The 13,701-nt window shown below is 72.3% G+C and carries 5 protein-coding genes and 5 pseudogenes; 8 read left to right on the forward strand and 2 right to left on the reverse strand.

The window, feature by feature from the left end; all coding sequences use genetic code 11:
- Positions 1–163: 163 nt before the first annotated feature.
- The 6 genes and pseudogenes from AC38ZX_RS05135 to AC38ZX_RS05160 all read left to right on the forward strand — a co-directional run.
- Positions 164–3,727 (forward strand): annotated as a pseudogene (locus AC38ZX_RS05135) (hypothetical protein); the annotation flags it as partial.
- The gene (locus tag AC38ZX_RS05140; protein WP_491296570.1) at positions 3,724–4,137 is read left to right on the forward strand and encodes a pilus assembly protein CpaE; all 414 of its coding nucleotides are present in this window, start codon (positions 3,724–3,726) and stop codon (positions 4,135–4,137) included. The pseudogene AC38ZX_RS05135 and the gene AC38ZX_RS05140, both read left to right, overlap by 4 nt.
- A 10-nt stretch (positions 4,138–4,147) precedes the next feature.
- Positions 4,148–4,445, forward strand: a pseudogene (gatC, locus tag AC38ZX_RS05145) (Asp-tRNA(Asn)/Glu-tRNA(Gln) amidotransferase subunit GatC).
- Positions 4,442–5,954, forward strand: a pseudogene (gene gatA, locus AC38ZX_RS05150) (Asp-tRNA(Asn)/Glu-tRNA(Gln) amidotransferase subunit GatA). Before gatC ends, gatA begins: the two co-directional pseudogenes overlap by 4 nt.
- Positions 5,951–7,446 (forward strand): annotated as a pseudogene (gene gatB / locus AC38ZX_RS05155) (Asp-tRNA(Asn)/Glu-tRNA(Gln) amidotransferase subunit GatB). The pseudogenes gatA and gatB overlap by 4 nt, the downstream one beginning before the upstream one ends.
- A gap of 52 nt (positions 7,447–7,498) precedes the next feature.
- Entirely contained in the window at positions 7,499–8,047 is a 549-nt protein-coding gene (locus AC38ZX_RS05160) for a GNAT family N-acetyltransferase (protein WP_491296571.1), read from the forward strand.
- A 75-nt stretch (positions 8,048–8,122) separates the two neighbouring features.
- On the opposite strand, the pseudogene AC38ZX_RS05165 reads toward AC38ZX_RS05160, so the two are convergent.
- Positions 8,123–9,461, reverse strand: a pseudogene (locus AC38ZX_RS05165) (cryptochrome/photolyase family protein).
- Positions 9,462–9,611: 150 nt separating this feature from the next.
- On the opposite strand from AC38ZX_RS05165, the gene AC38ZX_RS05170 reads away from it, so the two are divergent.
- Together AC38ZX_RS05170 and ilvD are read left to right on the forward strand one after the other, a co-directional pair.
- The gene (locus AC38ZX_RS05170) at positions 9,612–10,277 is read left to right on the forward strand and encodes a 4a-hydroxytetrahydrobiopterin dehydratase (protein WP_491296572.1); all 666 of its coding nucleotides are present in this window, start codon (positions 9,612–9,614) and stop codon (positions 10,275–10,277) included.
- A gap of 76 nt (positions 10,278–10,353) precedes the next feature.
- On the forward strand, positions 10,354–12,081 hold the full coding sequence (gene ilvD / locus AC38ZX_RS05175) for a dihydroxy-acid dehydratase (protein WP_491296573.1): 1,728 nt from the start codon (positions 10,354–10,356) through the stop codon (positions 12,079–12,081).
- A 150-nt stretch (positions 12,082–12,231) separates the two neighbouring features.
- Here the strand turns inward: ilvD and AC38ZX_RS05180 are convergent, their stop codons facing one another.
- A complete protein-coding gene (locus tag AC38ZX_RS05180) occupies positions 12,232–13,401 on the reverse strand; it encodes an ROK family protein (protein WP_491296574.1) in 1,170 nt (389 codons plus the stop codon).
- Positions 13,402–13,701 lie beyond the last annotated feature (300 nt).

The following is a 13,701-nucleotide window of genomic DNA, read 5'->3' on the forward strand; positions in this document are numbered from 1 at the left end:
CACGGTCGTGACGTCGCCCGGTGTCGGATCGTCCGTGCCGCAGGTCAACCGGGCTCGCGCGGACGGTGAGGACGCGACGGGCGCGACCGGCAACCTCGCCGGCGACTACGACAACGGGCAGGTCTCGGCGCAGACCCGGATCGACTCCGCGGACGTCCAGGTGACCAAGACGCACGCGAATCCGGTGGTCGCGGGTGGCAGTGCCACCTGGAGCGTCGTCGTGCGCAACAACGGGCTGGACCCCGCGGTCGGGCCGTTCACGGTCGTCGACACGCTCCCGGCGGGCACGGGGTTCGTGTCGGCGTCGGGGACGGGATGGACCTGCCCACCGCCGGTCGCCGGTGTGCTGACCTGCACCCGGACCGCGGCGGGCGCGACGCTGGCGTCCGGGGCGTCGTTCCCGCCGATCGCGGTGGTGACGTCGATCCCCGCGACGACTCCGAGCGGTACGTCTTTCACCAACGCCGCGTCGGTGACCGCTAGGACGTACGACCCGGCCACCGCGAACAACGCGACCACCGACGCCGCGACCGTGACCACGAGCGCCGACCTCGCGGTCAGCAAGTCGCACGCAGGCCCCGGCGTGGCGGGCGGGGACACCGTGTGGGCGGTCGGCGTGACCAACAACGGTCCGTCGGACTCCCAGCCCACCATCACGGTCATCGACACCCTGCCTGCCGGGACCACCTTCGTGAGCGCGGTGGGCGTCGGGTGGACCTGCGGTGCGACGGGCCAGACGATCACGTGCACCCGTGCCACGGTCCTCGCGGCCGGCGCCGTCGCCCCCCAGATCGTCGTCGTCGCGCACATCGCCCCGACGGTCACGGGGTCGATCACCAACACGGTCACCGTGTCGGGCACGACGCCGGACCCGAACACCGCGAACAACACCGCGACCAGCACCTTCCCGGTCACCACCTCGGCGGACCTCGCCCTGGCCAAGTCGCACACCGGCACGTTCGTCGCGGGCTCCACGGGCGTCTACCGGTTCGACGTGGTGAACAACGGCCCCTCCGACGCTGCGGCCAACCTGACGATCACGGACACCCTGCCCACCGGCCTGAGGTTCAGCTCGACGGTCACGCCGTCGGGGACGTGGAGCTGCACCGCCGCCGGGCAGGTGGTCACGTGCACGAGCACCGCCGGGCTCGCGCTCGGCGCGACCACCCAGGTGAGCATCGTGGTCGATGTCGACCCCGGCGCGGGGACCGGCGCCTTCCTCAACACGGCGAGCGTCGCCTCGCCGACGCCGGACCCCAACCTGGCGAACAACACCGATACCGACAACACGGCGTTCACGTCGGTCTCGGACCTGGCACTGGCCAAGACGCACACGGGGCCCGCCACCGCCGGCGACCTGTTCGAGTGGACGCTGCAGGCGTCCAACCTCGGGCCGTCCGCGACGGTCGGACCGATCGTGGTGACGGACGCCCTGCCCGCCGACGTCACCTACGTCTCGGCGACGGGGACCGGGTGGGTCTGCACGCAGGCCGCGGGCGTGGTCACGTGCACCAGTGCCACCGGGATCGCGGGCGGCTCGCCGACGACGCCCGCGCTGGCCCCGCCGATCCTGCTCACCGTGCAGGTCGCGTCCGACGCCGGACCGTCGCTGATCCTCAACCAGGCGTCGGTCGACGGTCCGCAGACGGACCCGGACCTGACCAACAACGACGCCGAGGACGTCGTCCTCGTCGGCGACGTCGCGGACCTCGCCGTGGTCAAGGACGTCGTCGGGGCGGGTCCGTTCCGCGCCGGCGAGCAGGTCACCTACACCCTGACGATCACCAACATCGGACCGTCGGACGCGGACGACGTGCACGTCGCCGACGCGTTGCCGCCTGGGCTGACCGGCGTGTCGGCGAGCGGACCGGTCGGTGACGGGTGGACGTGCGCGGCAGGGCCGTCGACGGTCGGCTGCGACCGGGCGTCGTTCCCGGCGGGTACGTCGAGCGTGATCACGGTCGTCGCCGAGGTCGAGCCGACCGTGCTCGACGGCACCTCGCTGACCAATGCGGTGACGGTTGGCTCGTCCACCACGGACCCGGTGACCAGCAACAACACGGACGACGCGACCATGACGGTCGTCGCGGAGGCGGACCTCGCGATCACGAAGACCCACCCGTCGGGGACCGTCTCCGCCGGGCAGCAGGTGGTCTTCACCATCGGCGTGACCAACGACGGCCCGTCGGACGCCCAGGCGCCTATCGAGGTGACCGACACGCTGCCGACCGGGCTGACGTACGTCTCGTCGTCGGGACCGTGGACCTGTACGCCGGACGGCGCTGCGACGACCGTGGTCTGCGACCTCGACGACGTGACGGTCCTGGCCGCCGGCGACAAGGCACCGGACCTGCTGCTCACGGTGGCGGTCGATCCGACGGTCGACGCAGGCACGTACACCAACACGGCCCGCGTCGAGTCGGGCACGACCGACCCGACGCCCGGCAACAACACCGCCACCGACCCGGTGACCGTGGACACGGCGGCCAACCTCTCGGTGACCAAGGCGCACGCCGGGCCCGTGCGGATCGGCGACGACCTGACGTTCACGGTGGGCGTGCACAACGACGGCCCGTCGCAGGCTCGCGACGTGGTGCTCCAGGACCCGCTGCCGACCGGTCTGACGTACGTGTCCGCAACGGGCACCGACTGGACGTGCCTGCAGCTGGGTCCGTTGGTCCGGTGCGAGCTGGCCGACCCGCTGGCGCCGGGCGCCGACGCACCGGACGTCGAGGTCGTCGTCACGGTCGGCCCGGAGGCCTACCCGGGCGTGGACAACGTCGCGACGGTGTCGACCAGCACGCCCGAGATCGATCCGGCCGACAACACGGCGACGGACACCGTCACGGTGCCCCCGCAGGTCGACCTGTCGATCACCAAGACGCACGCGGGATCGTTCACCGTCGGCAGCGACGGCACGTGGTCGCTCACGGTCGCCAACGGGGGCCCGACGGACGACCCCGGTCCGGTGACGGTCACCGACGACCTGCCCGCCGGGGTCACCTATGTCTCGGGCACGGGCACGGGCGTCACCTGCGCCGCGGTCGGCCAGGCGGTCACGTGCACGATCGCCGCCGGCGTCGCGATGGACGCCCCTGTCGAGATCACGCTCGTCGTCTCGGTCCATGCCGACGCGTACCCGTCGGTGACCAACGTCGCCGAGGTGAGCACGCCCAGCGAGGACGTGGACCCCGACAACAACACCGCGACGGACGACGTCGACGTGCTCGGCCTGTCGAAGCTCGCGATCACCAAGGACGTCGTCGGCATCCCGGGCGAGCTGCCGGTGTACCAGATCGTCGTCACCAACCTCGGGCCGAACGCGACCACGGCCCCGATCACGATGGTCGACGACCTGCCCGCGGGCATGGTGTTCGTGAACGCGGCCGGTTCGGGCTGGACCTGCAACGCGTTGTCCGACACGGTGACCTGCACCTATGCGGACCCGCTGGCCGTCGGACAGGCCGCGCCGCCGATCGTCGTGCACACCCGGTTGACGGCCGCTCCCGGCACGTCGCTGACCAACGTCGCCACCGCGACCGGTGGACAGCCGCTGTGCCCGGAGTGCTCGGCCGTGCTGGTCCAGGACGATGCGACGGTCGTCGTACCGCAGCCGACGCTGTCCGCCACGGGCACCGATGCGATCTCGTGGGGGATCCTGGCGTTCCTGCTCGTCTCGGGCGGCGCGCTGCTCGCGCTCGTCGGACACCGTCGGCGGCTCGCATGATCGGCGTCGGACGCGCGCAGCAGCTCCTCGACGCCGGGCTGCGGTGGCACCCGAGCCCGGGCGACACGTTCGCCGTGCGCAGGCTCGAGGACCAGGTGTTCACGATCGCGGACATGGTGGTCGAGCCGCACGAGTACCCCACGGGCACGGTGCTCGGGTTCAACGGCACCACCGAGTGGGCGTTGGACTCCGTGGCCCAGGAGGACGCCCTCTGGCTTCCGCGCGAGGACCAGCGTGAGCTGCTGGGCGGCACGTTCCGCAGCCTGGCGCGCTCGACGTTCGGCGGCTACCAGGTGCTGGTGGAGTTCGCCGGCAGGCCGGAACAGGTCTTCTCCGCGGACGACGCCGCCGACGCCTACGCCCAGGCGGTGCTGGCCCTGGTGACGCTCGCCGGGAGCGCGCCCGACTAGACTCCCAGCCATGTCCACCCTCTCTCGCGACGAGGTCGCGCGCGTGGCGGGCCTGGCACGGATCGACCTGACGCCGGCGGCTCGACCGCCTCGCGGGCGAGCTCGACGTCATCGTCGAGTCGGTCGCGCGCGTGAGCGAGATCGCCACGCCCGACGTGCCGGCCACCAGCCACCCCCTGCCGCTGACCAACGTGTTCCGCGCCGACGTGCCCGAGGCCCCGGTGGACCGGGACCTGGTGCTGGCCTCCGCGCCCGCGTCGATCGACGGCAAGTTCGCGGTGCCGCAGATCCTGGGGGAGGACGCGTGAGCGCCGATCTCACGCGGCTGTCCGCCGCCGCTCTCGCGGACGCGCTCGTCACGAGGGAGGTGTCCAGCGTCGAGGCGACGCAGGCGCACCTCGACCGCATCGCCGGCGTCGAGCCCGCGGTGCACGCGTTCCTGCACGTGAGCGGCGACGAGGCGCTGGCCGTCGCGGCCGACGTCGACGCGCGCCGTGCCGCGGGGGAGGACCTGCACGCGCTCGCGGGAGTCCCGATCGCCGTCAAGGACGTCGTCGTCACCAAGGGTCTGCCGACGACGGCCGGCTCGCGGATCCTCGAGGGCTGGGTGCCGCCGTACGACGCGACCCTCGTCGAGAAGCTCAAGGCCGCCGGTCTGCCGATCCTGGGCAAGACCAACATGGACGAGTTCGCGATGGGCTCCTCCACCGAGCACTCCGCGTACGGCAACACCCACAACCCGTGGGACCTCGACCGCATCCCCGGCGGCTCGGGCGGCGGATCGGCCGCGGCCGTGGCTGCGTACGAGGCTCCGCTGGCCATCGGCACGGACACCGGTGGCTCGATCCGCCAGCCCGCCGCCGTCACGGGCACCGTCGGGGTCAAGCCGACCTACGGCGGCGTCTCCCGGTACGGGCTCATCGCGCTGGCGTCGTCGTTGGACCAGGCCGGCCCGGTCACGCGCACCGTCCTGGACTCGGCGCTCCTGCACGAGCTGATCGGCGGCCACGACCCGCGCGACAGCACGTCGATCGACGAGCCGCTGCCCGGTCTGGTGGACGCCGCCCGTCTCGGCGCGACCGGCGACCTGTCGGGCGTGCGCGTCGGCGTCATCTCCGAGCTGCAGGGCGAGGGCTACCAGCCGGGCGTGCTCGCGCGGTTCGAGGAGTCGCTCGAGGTGCTGCGGGGCGCGGGCGCCGAGATCGTCGAGGTCTCCTGCCCGCACTTCACGTACGCGCTCGCGGCCTACTACCTGATCCTGCCGGCCGAGGCGTCCAGCAACCTGGCCAAGTTCGACGGCATGCGGTTCGGCCTGCGGGTCGTCCCGGAGGACCACCCGACCGCTGAGCGCGTCATGTCCGCCACCCGCGGCCAGGGCTTCGGCGACGAGGTCAAGCGCCGCGTCATCCTGGGTACGTACGCCCTGTCGGCCGGCTACTACGACGCGTACTACGGGTCGGCGCAGAAGGTCCGCACGCTGATCCAGCGCGACTTCACGGCCGCGTTCGGCGCCGCCGACGTGCTGGTCTCCCCGACGGCGCCGACCACGGCGTTCAAGCTGGGCGAGAAGCTCGACGACCCGCTGGCGATGTACCTCAACGACGTCGCGACGATCCCGGCGAACCTGGCGGGCATCCCCGGGATGTCGCTGCCGGCCGGGCTGTCCGACGACGGCCTGCCGGTCGGGTTCCAGATCCTGGCCCCGGCCAAGGCCGACGACCGGCTGTACCGCGTGGGCGCGGCGCTCGAGGCGCTGCTCGAGAACGGCTGGGGCGGCCCGCTGCTCGCCCAGGCTCCCGCTGGAGGTCGCGCGATGAGCGCCCTGGTGGACTACGACGACGCCGTCGCCCGCTACGACACGGTCATCGGGATCGAGGTGCACGTCGAGCTGGGCACGCGCACCAAGATGTTCGACGGCGCCGAGGTCACGTTCGGCGCGGAGCCGAACACGCAGGTCACGCCCGTCTCGCTGGGCCTGCCGGGCGCGCTGCCGGCCGTCAACGCGACCGCCGTGGAGTACGCCATCCGCATCGGCCTGGCGCTGAACTGCTCGATCGCCGAGAACTGCCGGTTCGCGCGGAAGAACTACTTCTACCCGGACGTGCCCAAGAACTTCCAGACCTCCCAGTACGACGAGCCGATCGCCTACGAGGGCTGGCTCGACGTCGAGCTCGACGACGGGAGCATCTTCCGCGTCGACATCGAGCGCGCGCACATGGAGGAGGACGCGGGCAAGAACACGCACATCGGTGGCGCCGACGGCCGCATCCACGGCGCGGAGTACTCGCTGGTCGACTACAACCGGGCGGGCATCCCGCTGGTGGAGATCGTCACCAAGCCGATCACCGGCGCGGGTGAGCGGGCGCCCGAGGTGGCCCGCGCCTACGTGCAGACGCTGCGTGACATCTTCCGCGCGCTGGGCGTCTCCGAGGCGAAGATGGAGCGCGGCAACGTGCGAGCCGACGTCAACGTCTCGATCCGCCCGACGCCCGAGAGCCCGCTCGGCACCCGGACCGAGACCAAGAACGTCAACTCGTTCCGGTCGGTCGAACGGGCCGTGCGCTACGAGGTCAGCCGCCAGGCGGGTCAGCTCGACGACGGCGTGGCGATCATCCAGGAGACGCGTCACTGGCACGAGGACACCGGCACGACGGCATCGGGCCGCGTGAAGTCGGACGCCGAGGACTACCGGTACTTCCCGGAGCCCGACCTGGTGCCGATCGCGCCGGACCGCGCCTGGGTCGAGGAGATCCGCGCCGGCCTGCCGGAGATGCCGGCCGCTCGTCGCCGCCGGCTCCAGGCCGAGTGGGAGTACGCCGACGCCGAGATGCGCGACGTGGTCAACGCCGGCGCCGTCGACCTCATCGAGACGACGATCGCCGCGGGTGCTTCGCCCGCTGCCGCGCGCAAGTGGTGGATGGGCGAGCTGGCCCGCACGGCCAAGCAGCAGGACGTCGAGCTCGAGGCCCTCGCGGTGACGCCCACCCAGATCGGCCAGCGCAGAAGCTGGTCGACGACGGGGCGATCAACGACAAGCTGGCCCGCCAGGTGCTCGAGGGCGTCCTGGCGGGTGAGGGTGACCCGGCCGACGTCGTGGCCGCCCGCGGCCTGGGCGTGGTGTCCGACGACGGCCCGCTGCTCGACGCGATCGACGCTGCGCTCGCTGCGCAGCCGGACATCGCCGAGAAGATCCGTTCGGGCAACCTCGGACCGGTCGGCGCGATCATCGGCGCGGTCATGAAGGCGACGCGCGGGCAGGCCGACGCCGGGCGCGTCCGGGAGCTGCTGCTGGAGCGGATCGGGTCGTAACACCGTGTCCACAAATCGGCCGTAGTCTCGGCGGACGCGAGAGGAGCGGACGATGGAGAAGCCCACGCTGCAGGGCGAGATGATCGTGCTCCGACCGATCCGCGCGAGCGACGCGGACGCGATGTGGGAGATGCTGGCGGACCCCGAGGGCAACCGCCTGACGGGCACGACGGCGTCGTTCACGCGCCAGGAGATCGACGCGTGGTGCGCCAGCCGAGCGACCGCGCAGGACCGGTACGACTTCGCGGTCACGGTCGACGGCGACGACACGTTCCGCGGTGAGATCGTGCTGAACGAGGTGGACGAGCACGTCGGGTCGGCCAACCTGCGCCTGTCCATGGGACCGCAGTACCGCGGCCGCGGCTACGGCACCGAGGGGATCCAGCTCGTGCTCGGCCTCGCCTTCGACGGTCTCGGGCTGCACCGCGTCGAGCTCGACGTGCTGAGCATCAACGCGCGCGCCAAGTCGCTCTACGAGAACATCGGGTTCCGCATCGAGGGCCGCAAGCGCGACGCGTACCGCGACGGCGACGGCTGGTGCGACGCCATCATCATGGCCATCCTCGAGGACGAGTACCGCGCCGCCCAGATCCCCTCCTGACGCACCGCGTCCCGCCGAGATCGTGACCCGGCGACGAGGTCGTCAGCTGTGGCCCACGATCTCGTCGCCAACCGACTACCTCGGCGGTCCGGGCCGGCCGCGGTGGAAGTCGTCCAGGGCCGCGCGACGCTCGGCGGCGTGGTCGACGACCGGCGCTGGATAGCCGGCGGGTGGCGTGCGCAGCCTCCACGGCTCGTGGACCGCGCCGCCCTCGATGCCGCGCAGCTCGGGCACCCACTCGCGGACGTAGGAGCCGACCGGGTCGAACTTCCGACCCTGCGTCACCGGGTTGAACACCCGGAAGTACGGCGCGGCGTCGCGCCCGGTGCCCGCCACCCACTGCCAGTTGAGCTGGTTCTGTGCGACGTCACCGTCGACCAGCCACGCCATGAAGTGCTCGGCGCCCCGCTGCCAGCGGACGTGCAGGTCCTTGACCAGGAACGACGCGACGACCATGCGGACGCGGTTGTGCATCCATCCGAGGGCCCGGCTGCCGCATGCCGGCGTCGACGATCGGGTACCCCGTCCGTCCCTCCGCCCAGGCCGCGAACGCGGCGAAGCCGCCGCGGCCGGTGGCCCACGAGTCGTCGGGCACCACGGCCCGCAACGAGGTCCGCGCCGCCGACGGGTGGTGCCACAGGACGTCGGCGTGGAACTCGCGCCAGGCCAGCTCGGACCGGAAGACGTCGGCGGTCGCGGGCAGGTCGGCCAGCAGCATCCGCGGGTGCAGCTCGCCCAACTTCAGGGGGATCGACATGTGCGACGTCCCGCCGACGTCAGGTCGGTCGCGGTCGGTCGGGTAGGACCACAGGCCGTCGCGCACGAACTCGTGCCACCGGCGCAGCGCCGCGGCCTCCCCGGCGGCTGGCAGCCGGACGTCGGTCGCCGGCGCGGCGGGCAGACCGTCCGACCGCAGGTGCGCCCAGGGGCTGCCCGAGGGTCGCGGGGCGGCAGGGGCCCAGCCGTGCTCCAGCCACGCGCGTCGGAACGGCGTGAACACCTGGAACGGGGAGCCGGTCCTCGTCCGCAGGAGGCCCGGTCCGACGGCGTACGGAGAGCCGGTGCGGATCAGGGGCACGCCCACCGACTCGTCGCGTCGCCTGCCGTACGGCTCGGTGGCGGCGGTGACGTGCACGGCGTCCGCGCCCACCTCGGCGGCGACCGCGGGGACCACGTCGGCCGCTCGCCCGGTGCGTACCACCAGCCGGCCGCCGAGCGAGTCGTCGAGGGCGCGCAACGAGGCCGCGAGATAGGCGAGGCGTGGCGCGCCGGCGGTGGCCCACAGCCCGGGATCGACGACGAACAGAGGCACGACCGTGCCGTCGTCGGACGAACGCGCGGCCTCCACCGCGGCGAGCAGCGACGGGTTGTCCGCCAGGCGCAGGTCGCGGCGGAACCAGTGGACGGTCGGCATCCGGCGACGGTACGTGCCCGGGCCCCGGGCGCGCGCGTCGAGGCGCGACCGTCGGGACGAGGGTCGGGGGAGGGCGCCCGAGCCGGATCGGCGTGAACCGATGGGGCAGACGTCGAGCGGGTGTCGGCGCCCGATGGCAGGGTGGTGCGCATGACGCAGATCCTGAAGTGGTCGGTCGTCACCGACCGGGTCGACGACCGGCACTGGCGCGTGATCGGCGGTCGGTTGCGAGCCACGTTCGGTGCCGACGACTTCGCCGGCGCCGCCGCGTTCGTCGCGCGCATCGCCGAGGCGGCCGACGCCGCGAACCACCACCCGGACGTGCTGCTGCGCTGGGGCGAGGTGGCGGTGACCACGACCAGCCATGACGCGGACGGCCTGACGCAACGGGACGTCGACCTCGCGGCGACCATCAGCGCCCTGGCGGACGAGCTGGGCCTGACCGGGAAGCCGCCGCGATCGGAGACCGTCGAGATCGCCATCGACGCGCTGGACATCCCGGCCGTCCGCCCGTTCTGGCAGGCGGTGCTGGCCTACGACGAGCGCGTCGTCGGCGACAGCAGCGAGCTGGCCGACCCGGCCGGTGTCGGGCCTACGTTCTGGTTCCAGCAGATGGACGAGCCGCGTCCGCAGCGCAACCGCATCCACCTCGACGTGCTGGTGCCGCACGACGAGGCCGAGGCTCGCGTGGCGGCATCGATCGCGGCCGGCGGGCACCTGGTCAACGACGGCTACGCGCCACGGTTCTGGGTGCTGGCCGACGTCGAAGGCAACGAGGCCTGCGTCTGCACCTGGCAGGGGCGCTCCAGGAGCTGAGGGGCGTCCAGCATGTGGTTATCCGCAGGATGACCCGCGCTCGGAGCAACCGACCGGCAGTCCTACACTCGCGAACATGACCGTGACGTCCGACAACAAGGCCCCCACCTCCAACGGCGTCGACATCAAGCCCCGCTCGCGCACCGTCACCGACGGTCTCGAGGCGACGGCCGCACGCGGCATGCTCCGCGCGGTCGGGCTCGGTGACGACGACTTCGCCAAGCCGCAGATCGGCGTCGCGAGCTCGTGGAACGAGATCACGCCCTGCAACCTGTCGCTCCAGCGCCTCGCCCAGGCCGTCAAGAGCGGCGTGCACGCGGGCGGTGGCTACCCGCTCGAGTTCGGCACCATCTCGGTCTCGGACGGCATCTCGATGGGCCACGAGGGCATGCACTTCTCCCTGGTGAGCCGCGACATCATCGCCGACTCGGTGGAGACCGTGATGCAGGCCGAGCGCCTCGACGGCTCCGTGCTGCTGGCCGGCTGCGACAAGTCGCTGCCCGGAATGCTCATGGCCGCGGCGCGCCTCGACCTGGCGAGCGTCTTCCTCTACGCGGGGTCGATCGCGCCGGGCTGGGTCAAGCTGTCGGACGGCACCGAGAAGGACGTCACGATCATCGACGCCTTCGAAGCCGTCGGTGCCTGCGCCGCCGGGCTCATGAGCCGCGAGGACGTGGGCCGCATCGAGCGTGCCATCTGTCCCGGCGAGGGAGCGTGCGGCGGCATGTACACGGCCAACACGATGGCGTCGGTCGCCGAGGCCATGGGCATGTCGCTGCCCGGCTCGGCCGCCCCGCCCAGCGCCGATCGTCGTCGCGACGCCTTCGCCTTCAAGTCGGGCGAGGCCGTCGTCGAGCTGCTGCGTCGGGGGATCACGGCCCGCCAGATCATGACCAAGGAGGCGTTGGAGAACGCCATCGCCGTGGTGATGGCGTTCGGCGGCTCGACCAACGCGGTCCTGCACCTGCTGGCCATCGCGCACGAGGCCGAGGTCGACCTCACGCTCGCCGACTTCTCCCGCGTCGCGGCGAAGGTGCCGCACCTGGGCGACCTCAAGCCGTTCGGCCGCTACGTCATGAACGACATCGACCGCATCGGCGGCGTCCCCGTCGTCATGAAGGCCCTTCTCGACGCCGGTCTGCTGCACGGCGACTGCCTGACGGTGACCGGCAAGACGGTGGCCGAGAACCTGGCCGACGTGAACCCGCCGGACCCGGACGGCAAGATCCTGCGCGCCCTCTCCAACCCGATCCACAAGACCGGCGGCATCACGATCCTGCACGGCTCGCTGGCCCCCGAGGGCGCCGTCGTGAAGTCTGCGGGGTTCGACTCCGACGTCTTCGAGGGCACCGCCCGCGTCTTCGAGCGCGAGCGCCACGCGCTGGACGCCCTGGAGGCCGGCACGATCGTCGCCGGCGACGTCGTCGTCATCCGCTACGAGGGCCCCAAGGGCGGACCGGGCATGCGCGAGATGCTCGCCATCACCGGGGCGATCAAGGGCGCCGGCCTCGGCAAGGACGTGCTCCTGCTCACCGACGGACGCTTCTCCGGCGGCACCACCGGCCTGTGCGTCGGGCACGTGGCGCCCGAGGCCGTCGACGGCGGTCCGATCGCGTTCGTCAAGGACGGCGACCGGATCCGTCTCGACATGGCCAACGAGCTGCTCGAGGTGCTGGTGCCGGCCGAGGAGCTCGAGGCGCGCAAGGTCGGCTGGGAGCCGCTGCCGGCCAAGTACACCCGCGGCGTCCTGGCCAAGTACGCCAAGCTGGTGCAGTCGGCGTCCAAGGGCGCTGTCCTCATCTGACCGGGCTCGGGACGAGCGCAGGCGTTCGACTGCGGCACCCTGGTCGGCCCCGGAGGCGGACGACGCCCTGAGCGGCGCCGCGCGCTCCGCCCTGCGGGGCCCGCCACGGTCGTGGCGCTTGATCTGGAACGTGACCTCGGCGGGAATCGTCTACGGGCTGCGCAGGACGAAGTCCTGCAGGGCGACCACCGCGGCGCCGCGGGCCCACTGCGTGAAGTCGCCGGGCCGGACCACCACGTCCAGCACCGACGCACGCGGGTCGCGCTCGCGGTCGATGGAGTCCTGCAGAGCCTCCCCTCCGACGGTCGCGAGCGCGATGCCCTCGCCCGTCAGCACGATGCGGTCGGGCATGGTGAGGTTGGCGACGGCGGCGACGAGCCGGCCGAGCCCGCGCGCTGCCTCGTCGACCAGCTGCCTGGCCACGGCGTCGCCCTGCTCGGCGAGGACCATCAGCTCGTCGTAGCCGATCCGACGACCGTGCGCCAAGCTCGCCTGCCGGGTCAGCGACGGGATGGTGAGCACCGCGGTCGCGCATCCGCGGTGGCCCTCGGCGCACAGGGGACCGTTCGGGTCGACGGGGAAGTGCCCGACGAGCCCGAGGCCCATGTCGGGATGAGTGCGCACTCGATCGTGCACGACCAGCCCATAGCCGACGCCTGCACCCACGGTGAGCACGGCGAACGTGTGGAGACCGCGACCCGCACCGAACCAGTGCTCCGCGGCGGTCAGGGCGGCGACGTCGTTCTCGACGACGCACGGCAGGCCGGTGCGTTCGGCGAGCAGCTCCCCGAATGGCACGTCGTGCCAGTCGAGGAACGGCGCGATCCGCACCGTCGACCGGTTGGGCGAGTGGCCACCGAGGCCGACCCCGATGCCGACGACGCGTGGCGTGTCGGCCAGCTCGGCGGCCACCAGGGCGACCCGGTCGGCCACGGCGTCGGGCTCGTGCGAGTCGAGGTCGACGGTCCGCGCGGCGATGACGGCGCCGCCGAGGTCGACCAGCACCGCGTGCGCGGCCTCGCCCGTGAGCTTCACGCCGACGAAGGCGTGCGACGACCGATCGACGTCCAGCGGCTGCCCAGGACGGCCCGCGGTCGTGTCGGCGCGTCCCGTCGACTCCACCAGCAGGCCGCGCTCCACCAGCGGCTTGGTGAGCCTGGACAAGGTCGCCTGGGAGAGGTCGAGGCGCCGAGCGAGCTCGGCTCGGGAGAGCGGTCCTCGCAGAAGGACCTCGAGCGCGACGTCGAGAGCCGTGCCGCCCTCGGGTGTCCAGGCGGGTGGACCCCCCTCAGGCATCCCCGCGAACGGCTTGGGCACCATGGCTCCATCTTGGCAGATTGTTCCGCATCGGATGCAAATATCCGTCGAATTGCGCGTTCATGTGGCGTGGGTCACACTCGAGCCTGTAAGTTCCTTCCACTATGGAACTATTCACCCGCGCCGAAGGGGTCGCCGTGCCCGTCCTGTCCCGCACCTCCGCGCCCCTGCAGCTGCGTGCCGGCGGCACGAGCCTCGTGGTGGACGTCCGGGGCGACGGCTTGCCCAGGATCGTCCACTGGGGCGCGGACCTAGGCGTGATGTCGGGCGAGGCGCTCGTCGCGCTGGCGGACGCCCAGGTGC

The sequence above is a fragment of the Cellulomonas sp. McL0606 genome, assembly GCF_058248365.1.

What these genes read in the sequence shown, in the direction of transcription:
- AC38ZX_RS05140 (WP_491296570.1), top strand. Translation starts at nt 3,724, where the DNA reads ATGATCGGCGTCGGACGCGCGCAGCAGCTCCTCGACGCCGGGCTGCGG.
- AC38ZX_RS05160 (WP_491296571.1), top strand. Translation starts at nt 7,499, where the DNA reads ATGGAGAAGCCCACGCTGCAGGGCGAGATGATCGTGCTCCGACCGATC.
- AC38ZX_RS05170 (WP_491296572.1), top strand. Translation starts at nt 9,612, where the DNA reads ATGACGCAGATCCTGAAGTGGTCGGTCGTCACCGACCGGGTCGACGAC.
- ilvD (WP_491296573.1), top strand. Translation starts at nt 10,354, where the DNA reads ATGACCGTGACGTCCGACAACAAGGCCCCCACCTCCAACGGCGTCGAC.
- AC38ZX_RS05180 (WP_491296574.1), bottom strand. Translation starts at nt 13,401, where the DNA reads ATGGTGCCCAAGCCGTTCGCGGGGATGCCTGAGGGGGGTCCACCCGCC.